At 59.4% G+C, this 26,990-nt stretch carries 26 protein-coding genes and 1 tRNA gene; 18 read left to right on the top strand and 9 right to left on the bottom strand.

Annotation, left to right across the window (positions count from 1 at the left end; translation table 11 throughout):
- Nucleotides 1–7 precede the first annotated feature (7 nt).
- Entirely contained in the window at nt 8–739 is a 732-nt protein-coding gene (locus VLL26_RS05880; RefSeq protein ID WP_342318207.1) for an isoprenyl transferase, read from the top strand.
- Here VLL26_RS05880 and VLL26_RS05875 read toward each other — a convergent pair.
- Complete coding sequence (locus VLL26_RS05875; protein WP_342318206.1) at nt 736–1,167, bottom strand: Fur family transcriptional regulator; 432 nt, start codon at nt 1,165–1,167, stop codon at nt 736–738. The genes VLL26_RS05880 and VLL26_RS05875 overlap by 4 nt on opposite strands.
- Before the next feature lie 12 nt (nt 1,168–1,179).
- Nucleotides 1,180–1,617, bottom strand: coding sequence for an ArsR/SmtB family transcription factor (locus tag VLL26_RS05870; protein WP_342318205.1), 438 nt, complete (start codon nt 1,615–1,617; stop codon nt 1,180–1,182).
- 271 nt (nt 1,618–1,888) lie between these two features.
- Here VLL26_RS05870 and VLL26_RS05865 point away from each other — a divergent pair, with 271 nt between their 5' ends.
- Genes VLL26_RS05865 through VLL26_RS05855 form a run of 3 tightly spaced genes read left to right on the top strand, consistent with a single transcriptional unit; the run spans nt 1,889 to nt 4,203 of the window.
- Nucleotides 1,889–3,268 (top strand): glycine--tRNA ligase, encoded by a 1,380-nt coding sequence (locus VLL26_RS05865; protein ID WP_342318204.1) that lies wholly within the window; start codon nt 1,889–1,891, stop codon nt 3,266–3,268.
- A gap of 16 nt (nt 3,269–3,284) precedes the next feature.
- Nucleotides 3,285–3,794 carry a hypothetical protein gene (locus VLL26_RS05860; RefSeq protein WP_342318203.1) on the top strand — a complete coding sequence of 170 codons (510 nt, stop codon included), beginning with the start codon at nt 3,285–3,287 and terminating at the stop codon, nt 3,792–3,794.
- Nucleotides 3,795–3,798: 4 nt separating this feature from the next.
- Nucleotides 3,799–4,203: a hypothetical protein gene (locus VLL26_RS05855; RefSeq protein ID WP_342318202.1), complete on the top strand. Its 405-nt coding sequence runs from the start codon at nt 3,799–3,801 to the stop codon at nt 4,201–4,203.
- Here VLL26_RS05855 and VLL26_RS05850 read toward each other — a convergent pair whose 3' ends face one another.
- Entirely contained in the window at nt 4,204–6,165 is a 1,962-nt protein-coding gene (locus tag VLL26_RS05850; protein WP_342318201.1) for a TPM domain-containing protein, read from the bottom strand. It lies immediately after the preceding gene.
- Nucleotides 6,166–6,222: 57 nt separating this feature from the next.
- Between VLL26_RS05850 and VLL26_RS05845 the strand changes: the two genes are divergently transcribed.
- The gene (locus VLL26_RS05845) at nt 6,223–7,521 is read left to right on the top strand and encodes a deoxyguanosinetriphosphate triphosphohydrolase (RefSeq protein ID WP_342318200.1); all 1,299 of its coding nucleotides are present in this window, start codon (nt 6,223–6,225) and stop codon (nt 7,519–7,521) included.
- 388 nt (nt 7,522–7,909) lie between these two features.
- Nucleotides 7,910–9,940 (top strand): hypothetical protein, encoded by a 2,031-nt coding sequence (locus VLL26_RS05840; RefSeq protein ID WP_342318199.1) that lies wholly within the window; start codon nt 7,910–7,912, stop codon nt 9,938–9,940.
- 38 nt (nt 9,941–9,978) lie between these two features.
- Here the strand turns inward: VLL26_RS05840 and VLL26_RS05835 are convergent, their stop codons facing one another.
- Entirely contained in the window at nt 9,979–10,383 is a 405-nt protein-coding gene (locus VLL26_RS05835) for a ribonuclease domain-containing protein (RefSeq protein ID WP_342318198.1), read from the bottom strand.
- Nucleotides 10,384–10,427: 44 nt separating this feature from the next.
- On the opposite strand from VLL26_RS05835, the gene dnaG reads away from it, so the two are divergent.
- Nucleotides 10,428–12,308 (top strand): DNA primase, encoded by a 1,881-nt coding sequence (gene dnaG, locus VLL26_RS05830; RefSeq protein WP_342318197.1) that lies wholly within the window; start codon nt 10,428–10,430, stop codon nt 12,306–12,308.
- On the opposite strand, the gene VLL26_RS05825 is transcribed toward dnaG, so the two are convergent.
- Entirely contained in the window at nt 12,305–12,946 is a 642-nt protein-coding gene (locus tag VLL26_RS05825) for a hypothetical protein (RefSeq protein WP_342318196.1), read from the bottom strand. The genes dnaG and VLL26_RS05825 overlap by 4 nt on opposite strands.
- A gap of 47 nt (nt 12,947–12,993) precedes the next feature.
- Between VLL26_RS05825 and VLL26_RS05820 the strand changes: the two genes are divergently transcribed.
- On the top strand, nt 12,994–13,590 hold the full coding sequence (locus tag VLL26_RS05820) for a MazG nucleotide pyrophosphohydrolase domain-containing protein (protein WP_342318195.1): 597 nt from the start codon (nt 12,994–12,996) through the stop codon (nt 13,588–13,590).
- A gap of 100 nt (nt 13,591–13,690) precedes the next feature.
- Here the strand turns inward: VLL26_RS05820 and VLL26_RS05815 are convergent, their stop codons facing one another.
- On the bottom strand, nt 13,691–14,104 hold the full coding sequence (locus VLL26_RS05815; protein WP_342318194.1) for a hypothetical protein: 414 nt from the start codon (nt 14,102–14,104) through the stop codon (nt 13,691–13,693).
- Nucleotides 14,105–14,234: 130 nt separating this feature from the next.
- Between VLL26_RS05815 and VLL26_RS05810 the strand changes: the two genes are divergently transcribed.
- The 4 genes from VLL26_RS05810 to VLL26_RS05795 all read left to right on the top strand — a co-directional run bounded on the left by VLL26_RS05810 (nt 14,235) and on the right by VLL26_RS05795 (nt 17,435).
- A complete protein-coding gene (locus tag VLL26_RS05810; protein ID WP_342318193.1) occupies nt 14,235–14,375 on the top strand; it encodes a hypothetical protein in 141 nt (46 codons plus the stop codon).
- Nucleotides 14,376–14,398: 23 nt separating this feature from the next.
- Nucleotides 14,399–15,214, top strand: a complete 816-nt coding sequence (locus tag VLL26_RS05805; RefSeq protein WP_342318192.1) for a lytic transglycosylase domain-containing protein — start codon at nt 14,399–14,401, stop codon at nt 15,212–15,214.
- Between the two features lie 81 nt (nt 15,215–15,295).
- Nucleotides 15,296–16,570 carry a phosphopyruvate hydratase gene (eno, locus tag VLL26_RS05800; protein ID WP_342318191.1) on the top strand — a complete coding sequence of 425 codons (1,275 nt, stop codon included), beginning with the start codon at nt 15,296–15,298 and terminating at the stop codon, nt 16,568–16,570.
- A 244-nt stretch (nt 16,571–16,814) separates the two neighbouring features.
- Nucleotides 16,815–17,435: a septum formation initiator family protein gene (locus tag VLL26_RS05795; protein ID WP_342318190.1), complete on the top strand. Its 621-nt coding sequence runs from the start codon at nt 16,815–16,817 to the stop codon at nt 17,433–17,435.
- Between the two features lie 54 nt (nt 17,436–17,489).
- Here the strand turns inward: VLL26_RS05795 and fmdA are convergent, their stop codons facing one another.
- A complete protein-coding gene (gene fmdA / locus VLL26_RS05790) occupies nt 17,490–18,878 on the bottom strand; it encodes a formamidase (RefSeq protein WP_342318189.1) in 1,389 nt (462 codons plus the stop codon).
- Between the two features lie 589 nt (nt 18,879–19,467).
- Between fmdA and VLL26_RS05785 the strand changes: the two genes are divergently transcribed.
- Entirely contained in the window at nt 19,468–20,013 is a 546-nt protein-coding gene (locus VLL26_RS05785; RefSeq protein ID WP_342318188.1) for a DUF501 domain-containing protein, read from the top strand.
- Nucleotides 20,010–20,948, top strand: coding sequence for a Ppx/GppA phosphatase family protein (locus tag VLL26_RS05780; protein ID WP_342318187.1), 939 nt, complete (start codon nt 20,010–20,012; stop codon nt 20,946–20,948). The genes VLL26_RS05785 and VLL26_RS05780 overlap by 4 nt, the downstream gene beginning before the upstream one ends.
- 68 nt (nt 20,949–21,016) lie before the next feature.
- Here VLL26_RS05780 and VLL26_RS05775 read toward each other — a convergent pair whose 3' ends face one another.
- Complete coding sequence (locus VLL26_RS05775; protein WP_342318186.1) at nt 21,017–21,289, bottom strand: hypothetical protein; 273 nt, start codon at nt 21,287–21,289, stop codon at nt 21,017–21,019.
- A gap of 146 nt (nt 21,290–21,435) precedes the next feature.
- Here VLL26_RS05775 and wecB point away from each other — a divergent pair, with 146 nt between their 5' ends.
- Both wecB and VLL26_RS05765 read left to right on the top strand, forming a co-directional pair.
- Entirely contained in the window at nt 21,436–22,575 is a 1,140-nt protein-coding gene (gene wecB, locus VLL26_RS05770) for a non-hydrolyzing UDP-N-acetylglucosamine 2-epimerase (RefSeq protein WP_342318185.1), read from the top strand.
- A 191-nt stretch (nt 22,576–22,766) separates the two neighbouring features.
- Complete coding sequence (locus VLL26_RS05765; protein ID WP_425292253.1) at nt 22,767–23,957, top strand: IS1249 family transposase; 1,191 nt, start codon at nt 22,767–22,769, stop codon at nt 23,955–23,957.
- Between the two features lie 110 nt (nt 23,958–24,067).
- On the opposite strand, the gene VLL26_RS05760 is transcribed toward VLL26_RS05765, so the two are convergent.
- A tRNA-Asn gene (locus VLL26_RS05760) sits at nt 24,068–24,140 on the bottom strand.
- A gap of 187 nt (nt 24,141–24,327) precedes the next feature.
- Here VLL26_RS05760 and wecC point away from each other — a divergent pair.
- Nucleotides 24,328–25,593 (top strand): UDP-N-acetyl-D-mannosamine dehydrogenase, encoded by a 1,266-nt coding sequence (gene wecC, locus VLL26_RS05755; protein WP_425292252.1) that lies wholly within the window; start codon nt 24,328–24,330, stop codon nt 25,591–25,593.
- A 94-nt stretch (nt 25,594–25,687) separates the two neighbouring features.
- Nucleotides 25,688–26,989 (top strand): glycosyltransferase family 4 protein, encoded by a 1,302-nt coding sequence (locus VLL26_RS05750; RefSeq protein WP_342318182.1) that lies wholly within the window; start codon nt 25,688–25,690, stop codon nt 26,987–26,989.
- Nucleotide 26,990 lies beyond the last annotated feature (1 nt).

Below are 26,990 nucleotides of genomic sequence, written 5' to 3'. Positions count from 1 at the left end.
TGGAGAAATGATCGACTTAAGCCCTGAGTTCATCCCTCGCCATATTGCGCTTGTCATGGACGGCAATGGCCGCTGGGCCGCCGAGCGCGGTCTGAAGCGCACTGAAGGGCACAGGAAGGGCGAGGCGGTGCTGATGGATTGTGTGGATGCCTGTATTGAGATGAAACACGTCGAGTGGCTGTCGGCATACGCCTTTTCCACGGAGAATTGGCGCCGCAACGCTGAGGAGGTCCGTTTCATTATGGGTTTTTCCCGCGATGTGTTGCACCGCCAGCGTGAGGAGCTGCACGAGAAGAATGTGCGTATTGTGTGGGCAGGTCGGCGGCCCCGCTTGTGGCGCAGTGTGCTGCGTGAGTTGGAAAAGGCTGAGGAACTCACGCAGGACAATACGGGTCTGACCTTGGCTATGTGTATTAATTACGGTGGTCGCGCCGAGATCGTCGACGGTGTGCGCACGCTTGTCGACGCCGCCCGCAACGGCCAGGTCACCAGCGGCGAGATTACGGAGGAGACTTTCTCACAGTGGCTGTATCGCTCTGACATGCCGGACGTGGATTTGTTTTTGCGCCCCAGCGGGGAGCGGCGCACTTCGAATTTTTTGTTGTGGCAGTCGGCCTATGCGGAGATGGTTTACCAAGACAAGTTATTTCCGGACTTCACTGCGCAGGACATGTTCGATGCCGTCTATGAGTATGCGAAGCGTGACAGGCGGTTCGGGGGTGCCGTCGAGAAGAATTAGTCGGCTGCTTGGCACTGCTGGCACACGCCGTAAACATCAGCTTCGTGGCCGACGTGGCTGTAGCCGTGGTGCTCGGCCATTTTGCGGGCCCACTGCTCCACGGGCCCGCCCTGAATCTCCTCGCTGCGGCCGCATTTGATGCACACCAGGTGATGGTGGTGGTCGGCGGTGAGGCAGTGACGGTAGAGGGTTTCACCGTCGGCGTTGTGGAGCACGTCTACCGCCTCAACCTCAGTCAGGGACTGCAGGGTGCGATACACGGTGGTCAGGCCAACCTTCTCGCCGCGGTTTTTAAGCTCATCGTGGATGAAGCGGGCGGAGATGAATTTGTCTACGTCTTGGAGAACGCGAACGACAGCTTCCCTTTGGCGCGTGTTGCGCACTCCGAGTTTGGGCTGCCGGGGACGAACAGAGTGAGTGTCGGTCATACCCCACCTATATTAGCCGAGCGGAGGGTTTGGGGTGGCGGGGGTCAAGCCGGGGTCGTTATCCGGGCGGATCTGTTCCGGCGGGGAAACCGCCGCGACGGCCTCGGTGGCTCCTGCTGAATTGCTGCCTGGGACACGGTGATAACTCAAACCGTTAAACGAGTCGGGTGCGGAAAGCTCCAGCAAGCACCCGATAGCTTTTTGTACCCTGGGGGAGGCGAGTGTGTATTCGACTTCACGGCCGCGACGGGAAGAGTCGACGAGGCGGGCGCTTTTGAGTACGCGCAGATGCTGGCTAATCAGCGGCTGGGATTTGCCGAGCTTGCGCACGAGTTCATGGACAACGTGATTGCCCGAGGTGAGAAGCACCAAAATGTGCAAGCGGAGGGGTGAATCCAGGGCGCTGGCTAAGGAAGCAGCGCGTTTAATGTCGTCTTCGGAGTAAGTCATTGAAGACTCCCCTTTCTCCGGACCCGGCGGGTCGCACCCCGCAGGGTCGTGATCTTTTCTGCACCCTAAATGTAATTTTAAGGAATTTTGAAGCTTGTCATGTGGCAAGCGGGAGAAAATTTCAGCTTTTCCTACACTCGCGTTCTGCCTTCATCATACTTGTACACCTGTAGGGATGGTGTATCGGCCATGCTTTTCACTAACGGCTACACTGGGCAGGTACATTTGACCTGTCCGCAGAATGACCCGAAAACACTAGTCAGGAGAGAAAGTGGCCTCCACGATCGATACCGTCGTTAACCTGTGCAAGCGCCGAGGATTGGTGTACCCGGCAGGTGAGATCTACGGCGGTACCCGTTCCGCGTGGGATTACGGCCCGCTTGGGGTGGAGCTGAAGGAAAACATCAAGCGCCAGTGGTGGAGGCACATGGTGCAGTCGCGCCGCGACACTGTCGGCGTGGACACCTCCATCATTTTGCCGCGCCAGGTGTGGGTCGCCTCTGGCCACGTTGAGGTCTTTACCGACCCGCTTGTCGAGTCGCTGCACACCAACAAGCGCTACCGCGCGGATCACCTCCTGGAGGCGTACGAGGAAAAGCACGGCCACCCGCCGGCGAACGGTTTGGCCGACATCAACGACCCGGAAACCGGCCAACCAGGTAAGTGGACTGAGCCGCGCGAGTTCTCCGGGCTGATGAAGACCTACCTTGGTCCGGTCAACGACGAGGAGGGCCTGCATTACATGCGCCCGGAGACGGCGCAGGGCATTTTTGTTAACTTTAAAAACGTCATGACATCTTCGCGCATGAAGCCGCCGTTTGGCATTGCCAACATCGGCAAGTCCTTCCGCAACGAGATCACCCCGGGCAATTTCATTTTCCGCACCCGCGAGTTCGAGCAGATGGAAATGGAGTTCTTCGTCAAACCCGGCGAGGATGAAAAGTGGCACCAGTATTGGATTGATAACCGCTACCAGTGGTACGTCGATCTGGGCATTAACCCGGAGAACCTGCGTTTGTACGAGCACCCGCAGGAGAAGCTGTCGCACTACTCCAAGCGCACCGTCGACATCGAATACGCCTTCAACTTCCAAAACACCAAGTGGGGAGAGCTCGAAGGCGTAGCCAACCGCACCGACTACGACTTAAAGACCCACGCTGAGGCTTCCGGTGAGGACTTGTCCTACTTCGACCAGGCCAACAACGAGCGTTGGATCCCGTACTGCATTGAGCCCGCCGCGGGCCTTGGCCGCGCGATGATGGCTTTCCTAATCGACGCCTACCATGAGGAAGAAGCACCCAACGCCAAGGGCGGCACCGACACCCGCGTGGTACTCAAACTTGATCGCCGTCTTGCACCTGTCAAGGTCGCTGTTTTGCCGCTGTCGAAGAAAGAGGAGTTGGCTGGACCGGCGGAACAGCTCGCTGACACACTGCGCCAGCACTGGAACGTCGACTACGACACTTCCGGCGCGATCGGGCGTCGCTACCGCCGCCAGGATGAAACTGGCACCCCCTTCTGCGTCACCTTCGACTTTGACTCACTCGAGGACAACGCCGTGACGGTACGCGAGCGTGACACGATGGAGCAGGAGCGCGTCAAAATCGACGAGCTTGAGTCCTACCTGGCTGCCCGTTTGATCGGCTGCTAGGCAACGGAGAGGGAAAATGCACTACGTTAGCTGGGATCGCAGCGATCGCGCCAACCTTAAGCTTTTGGCTGAGGCTGGCCCAGTCGAGCTGGGCGTGTTCACCGAAGATCACGCCCAGGTCGGTGACCAGCAGTGGCAGCTCGTCGTCTCCCCGGAGTCGGGTGCGGTGGCTTCGCGCGGCGGCGAAGAAATCGTGCGTGCGCGTGGCTCGCTCAAGCGCGACAAGCAGATCCCGGTGGTTGTTGAAGGCCGCGGCTATCAGTTGGTGGCGGAGACATCCAAGAACTGGATTATCGACGATGCTTCAGGCCAAAAAGTCGGCCAGTTTACCTCCGATCACAACGGGGTACGCAAGGCGATCCTTGAGTTCGAGGGTGAAACGACACTGCCAGCCACCGATGTTGCAGCTTTGGCGTGGGTTTCGCGCGAAGTGCTTGAGGTGCGCAAAATGATCAATTCGAACGCGTTGATCGCCTTTTTGGTGTTCCTGTCAGTCTTTGTCGTGATTGTCTTTTGGATGCAGTGAAGCAATGCGGTGGCAGGACACGGTGCTTGTCGGCGCCCCCTTTGACGCCTCTTTCGACAGTGGTGTGCTGAGCGTGGGGTGCGTGCAGCTACGCATCCTGTCCGATTCCGGGGAGGACGTGCGCGCTGTCACCCCCGAGGGCGCGGCCTTTCGGTTGCGCAAGGTGTCTTTGACCGTCAATCGCTACGAAGCCTCCTGCGATGGGCGCGAGTACGAGGCGAACCGGACCCGCGGCAGCCGCCGCGAAATCCGCAATGCTGAGGGAAGTATCGTCGCGCGCACCCGAGCGCATCTAGATGGCTCATTGGAGGTCGACCTGGCTGGCACGCCAGCGCCGGAAGTCGACGTGGGGTTTATTACTTGGGCGCTGACCTACGTGGACACACCCGGCCGGCGCACCAAGCGTTAGTTAGAACATTCCGCCGCGCGCAGACGGCCCGCCACCGGAAAAACCACCGCCGTTGCCACCACCGCCACCGAAGCCGCCGGAGAGGATCGAGCCCCAGATCACGGCGTTGGCCAGGCTTCCAGCCGTGGACTGGGCCTGCTGGCCGCGGTAACGGTTGACGTCGTCGTTGGCCGCCTCCGCCGCCCGGCGGGCCGTTTCTGCCGCGGAGCGAGCGTAGTCGATGGCGGAGCGGGTATCGGAGGTGCGGCGGTTGCGGGCCTCGTTGAATTGCCGGTGGGCGTCGGCAAGCAACGTACGTGCCTGGGAGCCGATAATGCGACCGCGGGACTGAATTAGGTCTTCGGCGCTTTGGATCTGGGAGGCGGCAACCCGCAACTGCTGATCAAGTACCTGCAACTGGCGGCGCTGATCACCGGCGGCGCCCCGAGCCAGGGTGATCTGCTCATCGATGCGCGAATCCAAATCGGTCAACTCGGTGTATAAGCTCAAAGGGTCAGTCTCCGGGCGGCTACCCACCGCGCTGAGCGCCTTTGTCGCCTCCGCGGAAATCGCGGCGAGAGCAGCAGAATCCACCTTCGCGCCAATGCTCGTTGCACCCTTGAGCTGCTCGATCTCGCGCAGCTCCTCCTCAATTTCCCTGATGAGCGCCGGCAGGTTCGCTTGGGCGTTGCGCAGATTATCCTCAGCGTGCTCAATGGCCGAAAGGTTCGTATCTGCAATGTGCACAGCGTGGGAGGCGCTCGCCAAAAGGTCAACGAGTGTGCCTTGCTGCCCGGCGGGTTTGGAAGCAACCTCGCGGGCACTAGCGAGCTGCTTTTCGGCCTCATTGAGGGAGTCGCGGGCCACATCGACGTTGTCCAGAAGTAAATGAAGCATGTTCTCGTCGTGGCGGCTGCGCAACTCGGTGAGAAGCTCACTGGCCGGCGCAAGGCGGGCGCGGATATCAACGGTGCGCTGCATGATCTTTTCAATCTCGCGCTCGGCGTTAATTAAAACCCCACGCATTTCATTGAACTCCTTGCTGCGCTTAGCCAGCGCTTGGTTGGCGCTGCCGCAGGAGGAAATGATGTCGATAAGCATGGCGCGCTTTTCCGGCTCGGTCTCTGGGATGGCGTCGTAAAGCCTCTGGTGAGTGGCAAAGGCACGCTGCAACGTGGCGCTGGCCGTATTCATCGCGGAGGTAAAGGGGCGCACCCGATCCGGGCCGAACTCGGAGGAGGCAAGCTCAAGTTCCTCCTTGCCCTGGCGGATCGACTCATCAGCGTGAACAAGCGCGTCGTGGGCGAGCTTTTCCAACGTGGGGGTGGGCAGGTTCGCCAAGGCGTCAGTGTCAGCAGGGTCAAGATTCTTCGCCGAAGCGATCTGCTTGGCCTGGGTCTTTTTGGTACTGCGGCGCGTCGCGGCCCACATTCCGCCGCCCGCCAGCGCGATCAACCCCACGCCGCCAGCGGCCCACCCGAGATCGCCGTCGCCGCCGGAGCTGGAGCCTCCCGCCGCCTCAACCGCGGCCACACCCGCCCCGGCGTAATCCTTTTGGGTGAGGCGCTCAAAGGTGGCATCGTACATATTGTCAATGTCTCTTTGCTCCCACATCACCCCGCCTTGAACAGCGAAAGAACGCTCGGCCGGGGAGATCGCCACCACAGCCACGTTGCCCCCAGAGGCGTCGACGGCCCTTTGTACCCAAACCTCAGGCGCCACCGAACCGAAGGAATCCAGGTAGGCCACACGAACGGTGCGTTGCTTTTCCTCCGACACTTTCCTAATCGCGTCCTCGATTTGCTGCTTCTCGCCCGCGCTGAGCACGCCCGCTGAGTCGGTGACCGGCTCGACGAGCTTTACGGGGGCGCTGGCAGGAGCCTGCACCTGTGCATAAGCCACCATCGCCGCGGGTGCCGTGTACACGCCGATGCCGCCGAGGATAAGTGGAGCGAGCAGTAGACCAAGGGAGCGCTTTTTCATGGTCACTAGGGTAGTCGCTTCCCCGACATTGCGGTTGGGGCATCTACCCTGGGGTTCGTGTTCACTTATTCCGCCTTCGACACCGCACGTCGCGCTGATGAGGGGCCGAAAGCTTCGCAGATTGTCGACAGCTTCGAAAAACGCGACGCCTTTTCCCGCGACCGCGCCCGCGTCCTGCACTCCGCGGCGCTTCGCCGCCTCGCCGACAAAACCCAGGTTGTTGGCCCCCGCGACGGGGACACTCCGCGTACCCGCCTGACGCACAGCCTGGAAGTGGCCCAGATTTCCCGTGGCATCGGTGAGTCCCTGGGGCTCAACCCCGACCTGTGCGAAATGGCAGGGCTGACCCACGACATCGGGCACCCCCCCTACGGACACAACGGGGAAGTCGCTTTGAACCAGGTCGCGCCAGGGGGTTTCGAAGGCAACGCGCAAACCCTGCGGATTCTTACCCGTCTGGAGCCGAAGAAGCTAGTGGGGGAGACTTCTTTCGGGCTGAACCTGACGCGCGCCTCCCTCGACGCGGCGTGCAAATACCCTCTCACCCGCACCGCCCCGGATGGTGGCGTGCGGCGAAAATACGGCGCTTATGAGGAAGACGCCGAGATCCTCACGTGGCTGCGCGAGGGCCACAGCGACACTCTTGCTCCCATAGAGGGGCAGGTGATGGACTGCTCCGACGATATTGCCTACTGCGTCCATGATGTTGAAGATGGCATCGTGTCTGGCCGCGTGACGTTGCGAGTGTTGTGGGATTTCGTCGAGCTCGCCGCGCTTGCAGACAAAGGCGCGGCTGCTTTCGGGGGCAGCGCCGACGAGCTTATCGACGCCGCCGACCGCCTGCGCTCCCTCGACTCGATCAACGCCGCCGCCGACTTCGATTACACCTTGTCCTCCTGGGCGAAGTTAAAACAGCTAACCAGTGAGTTGGTTGGCCGCTACGTGGGCGCCGTCGCCACCGCCACGCTAAGCGAGGAGTCGAACTCCCGTGAGGCTTTGCTCTCGGAGGAAAACCCCACTGGTGCGCTCGGCCGGCAATTTGGCCGCCTGATTATTCCCGCCGCAGCGGAAGCGGAGGTGCGGCTGCTTAAAACCGTCGCCGTGCTCTACGTCATGGATAACCCCGCCCACCTGGCCCGCCAGGACCGCCAACGCGACCGCATCTACCGCGTCTACGAGTACATGCGCTCCGGCGCCCCCGGCACCTTAGACACCATCTACCAACAGTGGTGGGCCATGGCGCACAATGATGCCCAGCGGGAGCGAGTCATTGTGGATCAAATCGCCTCGATGACGGAATCGCGGCTGGAGCGCGCGGCGAAGAAGGCGGCCGGGGTGGCGGGGTTTTTTGCATAAAGGACGCGAGGATGTGGATTCGCCGGCACACCCTCAACCAGCTAAGCAATCCATGCCACGCAATGAACCGCGAGTGCAAAGCGCCACGGTGTAAACAGGCAACCAGCCGTATCTTTTCCCGATGACACCCTACACAGACCATGCTGGTGCGCCTGAAGAAGCGCCGCAAGACTCGTTGGGCGAGAGCTAGTGGGTTAGCAGGGGAAATGAACGTGGGCGGTCACATGCGATCCTGTGCAGCAGCGGTGGCTATTGCTTGGTTTTTGCAGCTAACATGCAGGTAAGGTTCGACTCGTTCATAGGTTGTGCGCACGTTGCGGTTGTGTGGACTTGACTCGGGAGGAGAGTTAACGTGTTTAGTCACCCAAAGCGATGGTCACGCATCTGCATGGCATTCCTGCTCGCTCAGGTCATGGCAATCGGCGTTGTTTGCCTGCCGCCCACAGCACAAGCGCAGGTAATTTCAGGCGACAACGTTGATGCCTCATCCTCCCGGTCGGCGCTTTTTCCCCTTAACGTGGAGGCCAACAAGCTCAGGTTCGGAAACTCTGTTGGTGGTATGGAGGCAGCCGGGGCAGCAGTATTGTTAAGTCTCTTGGGCGCGATCGCCACACTTGCTGCGCTAGCTGGCAACCGTGGTGATCTCGCCGGTTTTCGGCGGGGTTCTTCGGGCAGCTCATCTGGGGGTGGGCAGCCCTCCGAAGCGATGGGGGAGCGCGAGTTTCAGGCGCCCAACGGTGAGCGCTACACGGTCAACCCGCAGGCACGTAGCGTGTCTACGCAGGACGCTTTGAAGCTTTTCGACGGAGCAGATGACATTGGTACATCGCGGACCCTGTCTGTCGACGATCTTCGGCTTTTGAAGCTGCGGCCTGGGGATGTGCTGTCGATTCCTCCGAGCGAGAAGTTTGAAGCGGGGGCTTTGGCGCTGATTTCGGATATTTCCCTCAACGGGAATAGTGCCGCGGTGCGCACTCATAAGGCCAACCTTGAGGATCTCCTTCTCACAACAACCGGCTTCGTCTATTTCGATGCGGTAGCGCTCGACGGAGATGAAAACGACTTCGACTCCTCCGCCCCCACTTCGTCGGAGTGGACGCGAAAAATCAAGCTTGACCTGAACCCATTGTTTGAGGCCGAAACCGCTGCGCAGCCTTTGAAAGTCGGGTTATCGGGCGAGGAAACCTTTTCTGCCCAGTTGGGGCTCAACCGAGCGAAAGGCGCGAACGAAGCTGATAAGAGTTTCATCCTCAGCCACGACTACTCCTTGTCCTTGGAAGCACAAGCCACGAAGGGGCTCAAGCCAGCCGAGGCGGTCAACGAGCGCATCGCAGAAATGCTGCGCAACAACACCAAACCTGTGCGCCTTGTTTTTCGGGTCGGTCATGTTCCCGTCTACGTGGAGTCGCTTGTTCATCCGGCCCTTCAACTCGATGCTTGGGCCGACGTACCGTTTTCACTCAATGTCACGACCCGCGGCACAGGGCGCTACGGGTTTGAATATGACGCGGACAATGGACGGCTGAGCCAAGTCGAGGAAGTCTCTCCCCCGCAGAGCTCAGCGGATTTCGCCGCGCCGATTTCGGACGGTCTCTCGCCAACGGCGAAGCTGGAGGTGGCACCGGGGTTGAACATGAAAACCACCATGTGGCGCACCTTCGGCGCAAATATCGGTGCCTCACTGCCCCTTGGCCTAACGCTGAAGGATTTCGCCTGTACGTCATATTCAAATGTTGAGTTGCCAACGGGAGATGTCTTCGTCGAAAAGCCTGTGAAGTCCGGCGCGGAAAAGAAGTTTTTCACATTTTCTCCCTCCCGCAACGTCCATGAAAAGCAGTGGGATTGTGTGCAGAAACCAGCGCAGGAAGGCGACACAGACATCCCGGTCGACCTGAAACGCCAGATGATGTCCATGCAGGTGCCCGCGATTTGCCTGCACAAAGCTGGGCGCATGGTCGATGGACGGCTGGAAGAAGCCGCAATCAACTTCCCGGACGGTTTTGTCAGCCTGCTAACCCAAGGCAGTGAACCTTTGCCGGAGAACGTGAAAGCCAAGTGGATCGACATTGACTCCGATGGTGTCAATGAGATTGCTCTTGTGATGCAGTGTTACGCGGGGGGTTTGGAGTGGCCGGAGAGCATTTTCATCCTTGACCAAAACTTGAACTTCATTGGTGTGGGTTCTCAGTCTAACGGGATGAATCTTCCGGGCGAGTATCATCCAACGCGCGCCCCTTTTAGCAAGTTTGAAACGAAAGGTTCCGTTTTACACTTGGAATACGGCACCTATGCACCGGGTGAATCGCCATGTTGCGGCTCATTGGTTGCTGAGGGCATTTTCAAAGTGGAGGGCCAAAAGCTAGTTCCGGTGGAGCCGGTGAAGGTCAGACAATTCACACTTGTGCCCGTAGAGGATTGATCCAAACACGGCGACACCTCTTTACATAGCGGGCGAGTTTAACGGGTCACTTCGCAAAAAGTCTCGTAGTGGTCGTCGGTGTAGTACCACTCGTCGACGCGTCCGTCGGCGCCGCCTCCGGTAACAATGCGCCGCGGCCCCCGGTGGTGTACCCCAGGAGTCTCTACGGTGTATTCCCGGTAATAGCCAAGTTTTTCCGGCGGTAGAAGGTTTTCATAGTTGCCGAAGCGGCTATCGTCCTCGGGGTATTTGTGCGGCCCTCCCTTTTGCACAGCGTCGATGACTTGGTGGGCTTCAGCGGGGATGGACTGGCAGGGGGCGACACCGTCATGGGTGTCATCGTGGCGCAGGTGCTGGCTGCCGAACACGCTGCCTCCCACCGCGAGAAGCCCCACCAGCAAGATGCTGAGGCGGTGGGGCCGCGAAGGTGATGTCTCGCTCATGGGCAGCATTTTCCCACAACTGGCGGATGGCTACTATGTAGACCATGGCTAAGGGCAGAATTCCGGATAGTGACATTCAGGCTATCCGCGAGCGCGCGCCACTCGATGAGATTGTTGGTGAGTACGTCCAGCTCAAACCCGCCGGGCATGATTCTTTGAAGGGTTTGAGCCCCTTCAAAGACGAAAAGACCCCCTCGTTTCATGTGCGTCCGGCGCGCGGCTATTACCACTGCTTTTCCACCGGCAAGGGCGGGGATGTTTTCTCCTTCCTCATGGAGATGGAGCACCTGTCTTTTCCGGAGGCTGTGGAGGCGGTCGCGGAGCAAATCGGCTACCAAATCAACTACCAGGGTGGTTCTACGGGGGCGCGCGACGTCAAGCCGGGGACGCGGGCGCGTTTGCTTGCGGCGAATAAGGCGGCGCACGAGTTTTACCGCGAGCAGTTGGAAACGGACGAGGCGGAGGTGGCCCGCGCTTTCCTGCTCGACCGGGGTTTCGACCAGGACACGATTTACACCTTCGAGTGTGGTTACGCGCCGGACGGTTGGGACAGCTTGACTAAGCATCTGCTGCGTAAGGGTTTTGACGCTAAGGAGCTGCAAGAGGCGGGGTTGAGCAGTATGGGCAGGCGTGGGCCGATTGACAAGTTTCGGCGCCGTTTGCTGTGGCCCATCAAGGACGTGGCGGGCAATGTCATTGGTTTCGGGGCGCGCAAGCTTTTCGACGACGACCCGATGGGCAAATACATGAACACCCAGGACACGATGCTTTATCACAAAAGCAAAGTGTTGTTTGGTCTGGATTTGGCGAAGAAGCACATTGCGGAGGGCCACCAGGCGGTGATTGTGGAGGGCTACACGGACGTTATGGCTATGCACGCCGCGGGAGTGAAAACGGCCGTTGCCGCCTGCGGCACTGCCTTTGGTGCGGACCACATGAGTATCATTCGCCGCCTCATGTTGGACGACAAGTTTTTCCGCGGCGAGTTGATCTACACCTTCGACGGTGACGAGGCTGGCCACAAAGCGGCTTTGCGGGCTTTTGAGGGCGATCAGCAATTTACTGGCCAGTCTTTCGTCGCTGTGGCGCCGGAGGGGATGGACCCGTGCGATCTGCGCTTGGAGCGCGGCGATGCCGCGGTGCGTGACCTTGTGGCCTCGCGTATCCCCATGCTTGAGTTTGTCATCGAGTCGCTTTTGGAAAAGTACAATCTGGACACGGCTGAGGGCCGCCTGCAGGCCCTCCAGCGCACTGTGCCTGTTGTCGCCGGCATCAGCGATACGGTCCTTCAAGCTGAGTATGCCCGCCGTTTGGCTGGGTGGGTTGGCTGGCCCCGCCCAGATGAGGTGTTGCAGCAGGTGCGGGCGCAGGCACGGCGCCCGCAGCAGCCGGAGCGGAAGGTGCGTCGCGCCATCCCAGATGAAAGGGTCAACGCGAACGCGCCGCGCATGGTTCTGCCTGATCCGCAAGATCCGATTCTGTGGGCGCAGCGTGAGGCGCTGAAAATTGCGTTGCAGTACCCGCAGGTGGCTGGCACATATTTTGAGGGCATTAACCCGGAGGCTTTCACCAACTCTGCTTACCGGCAGGTGCGCGATGCGATTGGGTTGGCCGGGGGAGTCGAGGAGGCAGGCCCCGGCTGGTTACCGAAGGTGGCGGAGGCTATGACCAGCGAACAGGGCCGCCACTTGATTTCGGAGTTGGCGGTGGAGGACATCCACTTTGATGACTTATCGTCCTACGCCGATTCGGTGCTTTCGCGGTTGCAGGAGGCGCGGGTGGGTGATCAGGTAGCCCAACTTAAAGCGCAACTGCAGCGGATGCGCCCGGCCGACGATGAACAGGCTTATAACTCGGTGTTTTCTGATTTGGTGGCACTGGAGCAGGAGCGCCGAGAGTTGAACCGGCGCGCGTTTAATAATTAGGAGTTGGCGTATTTGATAATGGCCCATTCGACGGCGTCGAGGGGGAGGTCCTTGTCGTAGGTGTCGCGGGCTTCGCGGAGGCGGGAGTAATACTCGGCGTATTCTTCCGCACTCCAGTCGGAATCCTTCTCCAACCCGGCTACTGCGGCGCGTTTGGCGCAGATGATGACTGGTTTTGTGTCCTCGGCAGACTGCGGGCCGGCTAAGTAATACGCCAAGTCGGAGGCGTATTTTGCGGGCAGTCCGGTGGCGGCGACGGCTGCGTATTGCGCTTCGGGGGCGTCGTTGCTGTCTAGCTTGCGTAGTGCCTGCATGAGGTTGTTGGCTTGGCCTTTGTTGCGCAGGAATTGCTGTAGTGGCAAAACCCATGAGGATTGGCCGGCGGAGTAGGCGAAGGCGGCTCCCAGAAAGTCGATGACTTGGTCGCGGTTGCGGTTGGTGCGGTTGGCGTCGTCAGCAAAGGCAAAGACTTCGGCGCGGGTTAGTGAGGCGGTGGCGTCGTCGCGAAACGGCGGGATGCGGCGCAGGTGGTGCGGCCAGCCTGTTTTCCAGCGGCGGGGGGAAAAGGTTGCGGAATCGTTCATGGCGGATTCGGCGGTGGGGGTGTTTGCTTTCAGGGCGTCGAGAATGTGGTTCATGTGTTCCATTGTGGCAGACGCAGCTGCCTTCAATAGGATGGGACACCATGACCGTCCTTGTTGTTGACCCCCGCTGGCCCGACATGGTTCCGCTGCACATAGCGAGAAAAATTGCGGGGCCGGTGGAGTTTACGGCCGAGGTGCCGGTGTCGCTGCGGTGGGCGCTTGCCGACGTTTCCCAGGGCGATAGCGGCTGGTTGGTGACGACGGATCCGCTGGATCAAGCTGTTGTGGCGCGCGCGGCGACGGAGGAGGTTATCACGGTGCCGAGCCTTGCTGATCCGGTGTATCAGGCGGTGGAGACGATGCGGCGGGCCCGTGAGCGCGGCCAGTGGGAGCGCGCCATGACGCATGAGAGTCTGCTGGTGTATCTCGAGGAGGAATCGCGGGAGTTCGCTGACGCTGTGCGTGCGGATTTAGGGGACGGGCATTTGCGTGCGGAGCTTTCCGATATCTTCCTGCAAGTCCTTTTCCACTCCGAAATCGCCCGGCAGCGCGGGGCTTTTGATTTTGGCGATGTGGCCGAAGCTTTCGTGGACAAGATGAAAGCCCGCGCGCCGTACCTTTTCGACGGCAGCACGGGCCTGGTGGCTGTGGAGGAACAAGAACGCCTGTGGGCTAAGGGGAAAAGTGAGGGGATGTAGCGGTTGGCTGTGCGCTTAGCGTGAGGGCGTGCCGGCGGTGACTCGGCGGCCTTGTGGCCCCGGCGTGGCACGGCCGAGATCTTTTTGGCGTGCGCGGGGATTAAAGGCCGAGGGCTGGAAGGAGGTTGCGGATCTCGGGCAGGCCCGCCTGGGAGGACAGCTTCGAGCTCATTTCGATGGCTTGGCTTTGCGGGGTCACCGGGTCGGGCTTGACAATGCCGCATTCGAGGGCGCGATCGCCGGCGGCGTTGATGGTGCCGGCGGCCAGCAAGCGCAAAGAGGCATCTTCGCCGACGGCCCTGTTCAAGCTGGTGACTAGGCCGGAGCGGGTGGTGTTTTCCTTGACGAGTCCGGTTGCGCGCAGGGCAGCGCCGAGGGTGTTGCAGTCGGCGGCGGCGACGTTGCTGTTGACTACCTTGAGTAGCTCAAGGTAGTTGGTCTGTGCCTGGGCGGGGGTGGTAATGGCTGCTGCGGTGATGAATCCAGCGGCGATGATTGTGGTGATGCGGCGCATGGGGGAGTCCTTTGTCTGGGGGAAGGTGAACGGGTGCTTACTCTACAGCAAATCTGTTGCCAATGTGACCAATGGGGCTGATGGGGCTGGTGTGAAATCCTCGGTACTAAGCAAGGCGGGAGACCTCACAGTGAAAGGAATCGAACTCGGGGAGGCGCAGATAGATCAGATCCGCGAGCAGCGCGGACCGTTCCACGCGGTCAAGGCGCCGCGGGAGAATCATCCAGGTTTGGGTCTGGTGGAAGCGAAGGGGGTCGTCGATAAGCGATGAGCGCACCGGTACGATAAACGCTTATGACTTCCCTCCGGCATAGGCGCTCGCCCATTGCCGCGGGCTGCGGCTGCGCCGGAATTATCGGCGTGGTCACCGCGATCGTGATGATTATTGCGCTGACCGGCTGGGTTTTCTCCGTGTTACAAACGCCGGTGCCGAACCCCACCCGCGAAAAAGCGCCCACGGATATCCCACCCGCGGCCGCTCAAGCACCACCACTGATCAACGTGCACGCGCCCGGGCGCACCTCCGACAACTTGGCCGAATGGGCCGCACCGATTGCCGAGGAAACCGGCATCAACCCCCAGGCGGTGCGCGCCTATGGCAACGCCGCACTCATCGCCGCAGAGGCCTGGCCCGACTGTCACCTGAGCTGGAACACCTTGGCCGGAATCGGCTGGGTGGAAACCCGCCACGGAACCTACACGGGGCGCACCTTCGACCCGGCGAAACTGAATGAAGATGGCTATGCCGCCCCGCCGATCATCGGCCCCGCCCTCGACGGCAGCGGCAACTTCGCCCTCATCAAAGACACCGACGGCGGCGCTTTAGATGGGGACGAGGACTACGACCGCGCTGTCGGCCCGATGCAGTTCGTGCCCGGCTCCTGGAAAATCTATGGGCGCGACGCCAACGGCGATGGGGTGGTTAACCCGCAGCAAATCGACGACGCCGCCTTAAGCGCCGCCAATCTCCTTTGTTCCTATGGGCGGGACTTGGCCACGGAAAACGGTTGGAAGCAAGCAGTTTTGGCCTATAACGCTTCGGGTGAGTACGTGGCTAAGGTTCGGGATGCTGCCGCGAACTACGCGCTGAACCAACCGGCCCTGAGGTAAGTCCCGCAGGAAGGCTGTCTTTCTGGAACAATGGGGCGCGTTAACCCTCCATATTCTTCAAACCAAAAAGGAGACTGGCCCGTGGCCGACATCATTCATGTTTTTGCCCGCGAGATTATGGATTCCCGCGGTAATCCGACCGTCGAGGCAGAGGTCGTGCTTGACGACGGCTCCCACGGCCGCGCCGCCGTACCCTCCGGCGCATCCACCGGGCAGCACGAAGCGCACGAGCTTCGCGACGGCGACGAGCGCTACGCAGGCAAGGGCGTCCTCAAGGCTGTGGACAACGTCAACGAGAAAATCGGTGACGAGCTAATCGGTTTCATCGCCGATGACCAGCGCCTTGTCGACCAGGCCATGATTGACTTAGACGGCACGGATAACAAAAAGGAGCTCGGCGCCAACGCCATCCTCGGTGTGTCCATGGCCGTCGCCCATGCCGCCGCCGCCTCCGCCGACCTGTCGTTGTACCGCTACATCGGCGGGCCGAACGCCCACATCCTTCCGGTCCCCATGATGAACATTCTCAACGGCGGTGCGCACGCGGACTCCGGCGTCGACGTCCAGGAGTTCATGATCGCCCCAATCGGCGCCGAGTCTTTCGTCGAGGCCCTGCGCATGGGTGCTGAGGTTTACCACGCCTTGAAATCCGTGATCAAGGCGAAGGGACTTTCCACCGGCCTGGGCGATGAGGGTGGCTTCGCCCCGTCCGTCGCCTCCACCAAGGACGCCCTCGACCTCATTGTGGAGGCCATTGCGAAGGCGGGCTACGCGCTCGGCGACGACATTGCCTTGGCCCTCGACGTCGCCTCCTCCGAGTTTTTCAACGACGGTGTCTACAACTTCGAAGGCGGCAAGCACTCCTCCGAAGAAATGATCAAGGTCTACGCCGACTTGATCTCCGAGTACCCGATCGTCTCCATCGAAGACCCGCTCGACGAGGACGACTGGGACGGTTACGTCAAACTCACCGAGGAAATCGGCCACCGAGTCCAAATCGTTGGCGACGACTTCTTCGTCACCAACCCGAAGCGCCTCGCCGAAGGCATTGAACGCAAGGCCGCAAACGCCCTGCTGGTCAAGGTCAACCAAATCGGCACCCTGACCGAAACCTTCGACGCGGTCGATCTGGCCCACCGCAACGGCTACCGCACCATGATGTCACACCGCTCCGGCGAAACCGAGGACACCACCATTGCAGATCTAGCCGTCGCACTTGGCTGCGGCCAGATCAAGACTGGTGCCCCGGCCCGCTCCGAGCGCGTGGCCAAGTACAACCGCCTGCTGCGCATCGAAGCCGAGCTAGGAGAAGCCGCCGTCTACGCCGGCCGCTCTGCTTTCCCGCGCTTCAAGTAAACACTTTTCTTCAGCTTTTCGGCCCTGCCTCTCCCGCTCATGGCGGAGAGGCAGGGCCGATTCCTCTCGGTAGCTACCGTCGTTTGTTCTTCCCACCTGTAGATTGCCGTTATAAGTTTCGGGACCCCGCACCATGGCGATGCGTTGGGGGATAGCTTTATCCACTTTAACCACACGGTAGATACACCACACCGCTGTGCCACCACCGCCGCTTGCCTCCAAGGCACTAGACTGCCTAATCACTATGTCCTCACGCGCCTCAGGTTCCCAGCCCAGCCGCCGCCCCCGCCGCAAAGCGACGGAGGTTCCGGTCGCCTCCCGCGACCGCGCCCGGGCAGAAGCCAAACAAAAGAAGCGCAAACTGCCCTTCCAAGGCGACATCACCAGCGCAGCCATCCTCATCGCCGTGCTGGTCGTGGTTCTCACAGCCGTGGCGGTGCCGCTGCGCAACTATTACGAGGGCCGCAGCGAAATCGCCCGCCTCGAAGATTCGATCGCCGCGCTGGAGCGGGAAAAAGCCAACCTGCAAAAAGACGCCGAGAAATACAACGACGAGGACTACATCAGGCAGGAGGCACGCCGCCGCCTGGGGCTGATGGAACCGGGTGAGACAGCGTGGCGCATCATCGACCCACGCATGACCCAAAACCCGGCGATCACCACCGACGAAGTGCCCGACACCCGCACATGGCCGCAGGTGATGCTTGACAGCTTGCGTGAGCTGCCGGAGGAAGAACCGGGCGACGCCACTTCGCCGCCCCAACCCGTAGAACCTGAACAGCCACCGGCGCCGGAGATCCCTTTCGCCCCTGAACAGCCCCCGGCCCCTGAACAACCCCCGGCCCCTGAACAGCCCCTCCAGTAATAAAACAAGCCGGCGCCCCGGAATCCGGGGGCGCCGGCTTGGCTTCAGCCCTGGCTAGTGCTTATGCCATTCGTTGAAGTGGGTGCTGCGCAAAACGGCGTCGGAGCCGGCAAGTTTCTTCACCAGCGCGAGGCGCTCGTCGTCGCCTTGCGGCACTGAGCGGACGATGTCTTCCTCAGACAGGGTTGAGGCCGCGGCGTGCGGGGCTTGCTTGTTGTCCGGGATCTGGTGCGGTGCAGACGTCGACGGTTTGATGTCGAAGTCGAAGATTTCGGTGGGCAGGTACAACGTGGCGCAAGCGTTCGGGTAGTCCACAACGGCGGAGAAGTGGGCCTCGATGGGCGCGGCGCCGAGAAGCAGGAAGGCCTGCTCCTTCGTGTATCCGAAGGTGGTCAAGTAATCAATGCAGTTCTTGACGGCGTTTTGGTAAGCCAAGAAAGCATCGAAGTGGCGCTGTTCGCCCTCATTGGTCACGGAAATACCCGTGAAGGTGAGGTAGTCGTCGTACTTCGGGCCTTGTTGCCCGGGGACAAAGACCGGCGCGCCACCAATCTTGTAGGTATTCATCCCGTCAGGAATGATGTCTACAGCAAATTCGACGTAGCCGCCCATTTCGATCGCGCCGCAGAGAGTGATCTCGCCGTCGCCCTGGGAGAAGTGGAGGTCGCCGAAGGAGAAGTTGGCGCCTTCGACAAAAACCGGGAAGAAGATGCGGCTGCCGGCGGTGAGGTTTTTGATGTCCATGTTGCCGCCGTGCTCACGCGGCGGAACGGACACGGCTGCTTCGTGCTTGATCCGCTCGGCGTCCCCGCCATCGTAGGTTCCAAGGAGAGCGTCGATGGGTTGCGGGGCGACGGCCAAGGGTGGGAAGCGGTGCGGGTCGGTGGCGATGAGGGCCGCTTCGCGCTTGTTCCAGCGGGCAAGCAGCTCCGGGCTGGGCGCGGTGCCCATCACGCCGGGGTGGATCATGCCTTCGAAGGACACGCCGGGGATGTGGCGGGAGGTCGCTTTGTTGTCCTTGAAGTCCCAAATGGCCTTGTAGGCGTCGGGGAAGTATTCGTGGAGGAAGCCGCCGCCGTGCTTCGCGGCGAAGATGCCGGTGTAGCCCCAGCCCTCGCCGGCAAGCTCGCCGGGGTTGTCGGATTCGCTGAGGGGGCCGACGTCGAGAAGCTCGACGACGAGCAGGTCACCCGGCTTCGCACCCTCGATGCGGAACGGGCCGGTGAGCTGGTGGGGTTTGGTGAAGGGGACGTGGAGGATGTCCTCGGCGGAGTCGTCGTTTTTGATGAAACCGTCGAACCATTCGCGCGACTCGGCGCGCACTGTCTGTCCCGGCTTGACGTTGATGATCGCGGGGATCTCTGGGTGCCAGCGGTTGTGGCCCAAAACGTCCTGGTCGGTGAAGGGTTTGGAGGAATCTAGTGTGTAGGTGTGATCAGCCATGCACCCCAACCTACTCAATATCGCAACGATAGGTTTGTATTGAAAGTTATTGTCATTAGGGTTGCGTTTACGTGGTGTTATTCACCTGAGTTACGGGGCACTTCACCATATGTGAGCGCGAGCTGCTGTGGCGAATAGTTGGGCCTAACAAGTGTCCAGCTATGCCACGAGCCCCGCTCCTTTGAGCCGGGGAAGCGGAGTTGCACGCCCGCTGTAGGGCACTTTCGTACTTTACGGGTATCGCCTCGTACAGCCCATTCGCAGTTGCGTCAGCGGTCAGCGCATCGAGCGCCTCGCGACTTCGCTTTTCCTTCTCGTTATGGCAGGCAACCTCGCGGAGGGCGAAGGAGGGCGCTCGATAAACCGGCTGGGGTCAAGCGTTTGTACGAGATTGGGAGGGGCAGCAGGATTGAGTTGCGGTCCCGGTATAGGGTGTGCGGAGTATTCAAACCGTCAACCTAAACCGGAAGAAACAAAAAACTCGAAAGATTATCCTGCTGGTTGCGCAGCGTGGCCGGGAGCTGCCATCGCTGGCCAAACCGCCCCAATAAAACCGCCCCAATAAAACCGCCCCGGTAAAATCGCCCCCATGACCGTCAGCCAGCACGACCTTGACATCGTCCGTGAGCAGCTCGGCCGCGCCCCGCGCGGGGTGCTCGCCATTGCTTATCGCACCCCCGATGGCCAGCCTGCGGTGCTAAAAACAGCGCCGAAGCTTGATGACGGCACCCCCTTCCCAACCCTGTATTACCTCACCGACCCACGCTTGACCGCTGAGGCGAGTCGGCTTGAGGTTGCGCAGGTGATGAAGTGGATGGAGTCCCGCCTGGCCAAAGACCCTGAACTTAAAGCTGATTACCGGCGGGCCCACGAGCACTATCTTGCCGAGCGCAACGCCATCGAGGACCTCGGCACGGACTTTTCGGGCGGTGGTATGCCGGAGCGGGTGAAGTGCCTCCATGTGCTCATTGCCTACGCCCTGGCAAAAGGCCCTGAGCATTTCCGTTTGGGTACGGAGGCAACTGCTTTGGCCGCCGAGCACGGCAACCTGCGCGGCACCGCCATCCCCGCCGATTGGCCCACCACTGATGAGCTTGGCATTTCGCTTGCGGAAGCAGGGGAGGATCTGGAGTGACTGATTCCCTGCGCGTAGCGGGGGTGGATTGCGGCACCAATTCCATCCGCCTGCTCATCGTTGAGGTCAACCCTGACGGCAGCCTGAGTGAGATTTCGCGCCGCAACACCATCGTTCGTTTGGGTCAAGGCGTCGACGAATCAGGTGAGCTTGCCCCCGAGGCGATTGAGCGCACGAGGGTTGCGCTTGCCGGATACGTCGATGAGATGGTGCGCGAAGGGGTCAAAAGGGTGCGTATGGTGGCAACGTCCGCGATGCGTGATGTGAAAAACCGCGATGAGTTCTTCGCCATGACGCGCGCCCTGCTCAGCCGCGTCGAAGTGGGCAAACACGCCGACGTCATTAGCGGCGCAGAAGAAGCGAAACTGTCGTTTGCTGGTGCTACGGCGGATCTTGACCCGCAACGCGGCCCGTTTTGCGTCATCGACTTAGGCGGCGGCTCCACGGAGTTCGTCACCGCACAAGACGCCATCTCCACGCGCATGGGCTGCGTGCGGTTGACTGAGCGCTTCTTACAGTCCGACCCGCCCACCGAGGACGAGACCGCACAGACGCGCGCCTATGTACGCGAGAGGCTGACGCAGGTCGCCTCGCTTATCGACGCCTCCCGCACCTTCATCGGCTGCGCCGGCACCTTCACCACCTTGTCAGCCCTCACCCAAGGACTCGACATGTACGAACCGCAACGCATTCACATGTCGGAGTTGCCTATCGACGCATTGCGCACCACCACACGCACCCTGCGCAAGCAAACTGCCGACGAGCGCCGCGCCAACCCGGTAATCCACCCCGGCCGCGCAGACGTCATTGCAGCCGGCTCGCTCATCGTGGAGGAAATCCTCGATCTAGCGGAATCCTCCGGCTTGCAATCCGTGGTCATCAGCGAGAAAGACATTCTCGATGGGATCGTCGCAAGTTTGCTTGAGGGCCACTAGCGACACGAAAACCGCCGCAGCCCAAATGCTTTGGCGCAGCAGCGGTCGCGGTTGATTTTAGGTTGATTTTAGTCAGTGTCGGGCTCAAAAATTTGGTCCTGCTCAGAGGAATGTTCTTTGCCTCTTACCGCGCCGCGTTTTCGCGAATCTTTGACTTCCCGCATGCGGGGCTCGGGATCGAGTTTGTCCGCGATGGCCTTGCGCCCCGACCTGACCACCTGTCGAGTAAGCGGCGAATTCGCCACGGCGCGAGTGGCATCGACGATTTGGTGGTAGCGCTTCCTGCCCGCCTTCGTGCCGAACACGTACCCGGCGGCGGCGCCGACAACGAATTGAATCATGCGCCCCATCGTACCCAACACACGCTTGGCGACGCCGACCGACGGTTCCCCTGTGAATCCACTGAAAATCCCGTAACATTGAAAAGAAATTAAGCGAACTTTTTTACTTTTTCGAGGTTTCTATGCACGCCCCCAAACCCAAAATCATGACTGTCTACGGCACGCGCCCGGAGGCAATCAAAGTCGCCCCCGTCATCACAGCTTTGCAAAAGGATGACAGGTTTGAGACTGTTGTCGTCTCCACCGGGCAGCACCGGGAAATGCTTGAGCAGGTAAACAATCGCTTTGGGATTACGCCCGACCACGACATGGAGCTGATGAAGCCCGGACAATCGCTAAATGAATTGGTATCTCGCGCTATGGCCGGACTAGACGAAATTATTGAGTCGGAAGATCCCGACGTGATCATCGCCCAGGGCGACACCAGCACCGCCATGGTTGCCGCTTTAGCGGCGTTTCACCGGGGGATCAAGGTCGTTCATCTCGAAGCTGGACTGCGCACAGGTAACATCTTTTCCCCCTTTCCGGAGGAAGCGAACCGCAAAATCATCGGGCAGGTGGCCAGCCTTCATCTTGCCCCGACCAGCGAGTCCCGCGAAAACCTGCGACGGGAAAACTTCCGCAGCAAGGACATCGTGGTCACCGGAAATACCGTGATCGATGCCCTCATCGCCGCATCCCGGTGGAAAGTCGACTTCTTTGATGAGCGTCTTCGGTCCCTCGCCGACACCGATCAGCGCGTGGTGCTCGTCACTACACACCGCCGCGAAAACTTGGAAGCAATGAAAGAGATCGGCGGTGCTGTCCAGGATTTGGCCAAGGCCTACCCTGACCACGTCTTTGCCTTGCCGCTTCACCTCAACCCCAAGGTGCGAGACGCGGTGCTGCCGGAGGTGGAGGATCTGCCAAACGTAATAATCACCGACCCACTGCCGTACGACCAGTTCACCGCACTGATGAACCGGGCTTATCTCGTGCTGACCGACTCTGGTGGAGTGCAAGAGGAAGCGCCTTCTTTGGGCAAACCGGTTCTCGTGATGAGGAAGAATACCGAACGGCCAGAGGCCGTTGTGGCCGGAACGGTGAAACTTGTCGGGACAGATCGCGGACGTATTGTTGCCGAGGTCACGACGTTACTTGATTCCGAAGCAACGTATGGAGCGATGGCGAACGCGGTAAACCCCTACGGTGACGGCAAAGCCGCCGCGCGCGCAGTGGCAGCCATCGCGGCATTGGTCGGAGTGGGGGAGCGCATCCCCGAATTTGAGTCAGAAGTCGTGGGCTAAAAGTTGCGTGGCCCGCACTGGCTGCGTGGGGTTAAGTAGCAGAAAGTGTGTCTAACTTTCAGCATTATTACTGATCAGTACGGGTAAATCGGGCGGGAATAAGCATCAAGACCTTATATCCGCCCGATTAGTGTTCAATCCACCGGAATGGCACCTGCATGTGCTAAACGGGGGTTTGGTGTGCTTTCCGGGTGAGTAAAAACAGACCACGATGCCCGATATGCGCTGGGCAAATGAAGAAAAACGGAACCACTTCTAAAGGCACAACCAGGTGGCGATGCAAGGACCCGAACTGCGGCAGTTCCACGACACGAACCCGCACCGACCGCACGCAGGCCCGCGACTTTAAAGCCTTCGTCTCTTATGCCACCTCCACGGCAACGTTGTCTGAACTCGCCCAGCAACAAGGGGTAAGCCGTTGGACACTTGACCGCCGATTCAAACCGTTCTGGCTCATCGACATCCCCAACGACGGTGACCCACAGCGCGTCTACGACCAGATCTTCATCGACGGCACCTACACCGCCGCCGGATGCTTGCTCGTCGCAGCCAGCCACGACCACGTCATCGCATGGCACTGGACCAAACACGAAACCGCCCACGCCTACACGCAGCTACTCCGCAAAATCGCTGAGCCGCTCTGCGTCGTCCTCGACGGCGGACAAGGCGCACTTACTGCGATTAAAGCCTGCTGGCCGAACGCGATGATCCAACGATGCCTCGTCCATGCGCAACGCGTCATCCGCCACTACACCACATCACGACCACGCACCGACGCCGGCAAAGCCATCTACGCCCTGGCGTTGAAATTGACCCGTATCACCACCTTGGACCAAGCACGCGACTGGACACTACGCCTGCACGACTTCGGACAGGCATTTACAGCATTCCTCAATGAGAAAACGCTCGTGCCAAAAGAGCGCCGCACACTCAACAACCAGTGGGAATGGACCCATCTGCGAGTTCGCAAGGCATACAACTCCCTGCTGCACCTCTCACGGAAAGGATGGCTGTTTACCTACCTGCAGCCACCACCGAATGCGCTTGAGCCTCAACGCTGGGCTTCAACGACAAACAGTCTGGAAGGCGGCGTCAACGCCCAGCTCAAACGCATCGCCGACGCGCATCGCGGCAGGTCCGGGGAACGCCAACGCAGAATGCTCGAGTGGTACCTGCACTCGAAAACGCAACTGCCTGACGACCCATTAAAGATCGCCAGGCAGTGCAATTTCGGCCAAGATCAACTCGCCAAAGTCAACGATCTTGTCGAAGAAGACCACAACAAAGCCGACCAGGAAACAGGCCGACCAGCCTTCTACGACAACGCTATCCCAACCGAGTACGAACACTCGATAGGAATCAGAAAAGGCCCCATGAAGTAACAAGCGGTGTGCCCGCCCCGCAACACGCCGAGCGGACACACTTTTTGCTACTTAACCCGGCTGCGTGTCGCTACAACAAAAAACCCGAGACTTTCGCCTCGGGTTTGCCGCTCCTCCAACTGGGCTCGAACCAGTGACCCTTCGATTAACAGTCGAATGCTCTGCCAACTGAGCTATGGAGGAATATGTCGTTATAGCTGCTCGCTGCAACATGTAGATACTCTAGCGATCGCGAACCGCAACAACAAATCGCCAGTGTAAAAGCACTTTTTGGCACAGTGTTCCTTCATAATTGTGTTATTGGCAGAATATTAAAAAGTCCTGCGTTTAGGTGTAAGGTTGTACCGGTTCGGGTTGAGAAAGGGATGAGATGTCGGTGAAGGCTGAAGATTCTGCAGTATTCGAGAAAGTATCTGTGGTCGGCTTGGGTTACATAGGCTTGCCTACGGCTGCTTTCATAGCCTCGAAAGGAATCAAAGTGACCGGGGTTGATGTCAACCCTCGGTACGTGGAATCGGTTAACAGAGGAGAAGTGCCCTTTGTTGAGCCCGGCTTCGATGCTTTGCTTGAAAGGGTGGTGAAGGAGGGACTTCTCGTCGCTCAGGCTGAGCATGTGCCCGCCGATGCCTACATCGTTTGCGTGCCCACTCCCTTCGCTGAAGGACACAAAGTGGATACAAAATACATTGACGCCGCCTCGGCGGCGCTCGCGCCGCATCTCTCCGCCGGCGCGCTCGTAGTCCTCGAGTCGACCTCGCCTCCTGGCACGACTCGTCACATGGCTGAAAAACTCATTGAGCTTCGCCCTGATCTGTCTATCAATGAAGATGATGAGAATGCCATTTTCGTGGCGCACTGTCCGGAGCGGGTGCTGCCGGGACGGATCATGGAGGAGATGGAGAGCAATGATCGGGTGATTGGTGGCCTCACTCCTCGAGGGACAAAGCTAGCGGTTGATTTGTACTCCACGTTTTGTACTGCGGAGCTTCTCGAAACTGACGCAACAACGGCGGAGATGGCCAAGCTCACAGAGAACTCATTCCGAGACGTCAACATCGCGTTTGCGAATGAACTCTCCCTGATCTGCGACGACTTGGGTATCAACGTCTGGGAGCTTATTGAACTTGCCAACCACCACCCGAGGGTGAACATTCTTCAGCCGGGGCCGGGTGTCGGTGGTCACTGTATCGCCGTCGATCCGTGGTTCATCGTTTCTTCGGCGCCCGAGACTTCGCGCATCATTCGGATGGCCCGTGAGGTCAACGACTCGAAACCGGACTGGGTTATAGAGAAGGTTAAAGAGGCGGTTGTTGACCGACCCGATGCCGTCGTTGCGGCACTAGGTATTGCCTTCAAGAATGATATTGATGATCTCCGAGAGTCGCCTTCTCTTGAAATTGTGAAGCGGTTGGCGAAGGAAAACCCTCTCCTTGACATCCGAGTTGTTGAGCCGAATGTTGACGATCTTCCGGAATCGCTGCAGCAAATGGAAAATTTGAAGAAGCAAGATTTGGAAGATGCGATTGCTGATGCTGAGGTTGTTCTTCTCCTTGTAAACCACAAAGAATTCGTTGCCCTGGATCGCTCCCAGCTTGAAGGCGCGGTAGTTATTGACACCAAGGGGATCTGGGAATAAAGCGAAGATAAACCAGTAATATTATTTGCACATCCCAAGAAGGTGAGTGATACCTTTTTGGATCGGTGAAGATGCTCTTGCGTAAGGTTGCCCCGTGGAAATCCTAGTAGTCTCGCAGTATTGGTACCCCGAAAATGGGGTCCCACAGCGTCGATGGACGTGGCTAGCGGAAGTTCTACACAACCAAGGCCACCGAGTAACCGTTATAGCCCCTCCTCCGGGGTATGACCGGAAGATATCTTTCGATCAATGGCTTCGAACTGGGCTGTGGAAACCGACAAACATTGTCGAAACTGGTCCGAGTGATGAGAGAATAGCCCGTAGCGGGTCTTTTCCTAACGGCACATCGTTGACATCACGCGCAATTGCTCAAGCATTTATCGCACTCTGTCAACTCGTGGAGGGTGCTCGTCTGCGTAAAGTTCTCGATGGGTACCGCCCTGATGTCATCATAGGTACGGTTCCTGCCTTACCGTCAGCCTTCGTTGCTCGTTTGCTCGCAAAGTATTTTCGAGTTCCATACGTTATCGATTTGCGTGATGCTTGGCCCGATTTGTTGCAGCAGAGCGATAGCTGGAACGCTGGACTGGGTAGAAAATCAATGAGGCAAAAGATCCTGTCGCTAGGGCCGCTACAGATAATTGCCTTCATAACTCAACACGGACTGAATAACGTTCTCCGCAACTCTGATGCGATTATCTCTACATCGGAGGAGCTGAGTGTCTCGCTTGGCAATCGAGCCGCGATTAAGCGGGGAGATCAGATGCCTTATATAGCGACGGTTCGCAATGTGTTTCCCGCGAAAACCGTAGTGCAGAAGAAATCCCGTCCAACTCAACCCGATAACACATTGCATATCTTGTATGCCGGTACGATGGGACGATCTCAGGATCTGCAAAACGCAATCGAAGCGGTTAGGGTTTGCAAGAATCGCGGATGTCGCGTCGAGCTGAGGTTGGTTGGAGCAGGCGCCGCGAAGCCGACGCTGCAAAAACTAAGTAAAGAGCTGGGAACCCTAGTCACCTTTGAGCGTCGTCATCCGGCCGAATCTCTCAATGAGCATTATGCTTGGGCGGACACGGCGTTAGTGCATCTTGCAGACTGGAAACCACTCACTCGTACGGTACCTTCGAAATTGTACGAGCTAATGCAGGTCGGTTTGCATATCTCCTGCGTAGCACGAGGTGAAAGCGCTGAACTGACCCGACAGCTAAGGGCCGGTGACGTGGTTGAGCCGAATTCTCCGCATGAACTCGCTGATCTATGGATAAGTCTTAGTTCGAATAGGTCGCGGTTGCTCGTGGATAGCACGGGCGCCCAGTGGGTTAAAAAGCAGCGGGACGACATCGTGCCGAGCGCCGTGAGATCACTGCTTGATTTCATCCAAACGCGCTGAA

The sequence above is a fragment of the Corynebacterium sp. BD556 genome, from assembly GCF_038452275.1.
Lineage (GTDB): Bacteria > Actinomycetota > Actinomycetes > Mycobacteriales > Mycobacteriaceae > Corynebacterium > Corynebacterium mayonis.
This window is presented reverse-complemented; position numbering and strand designations above follow the sequence as displayed.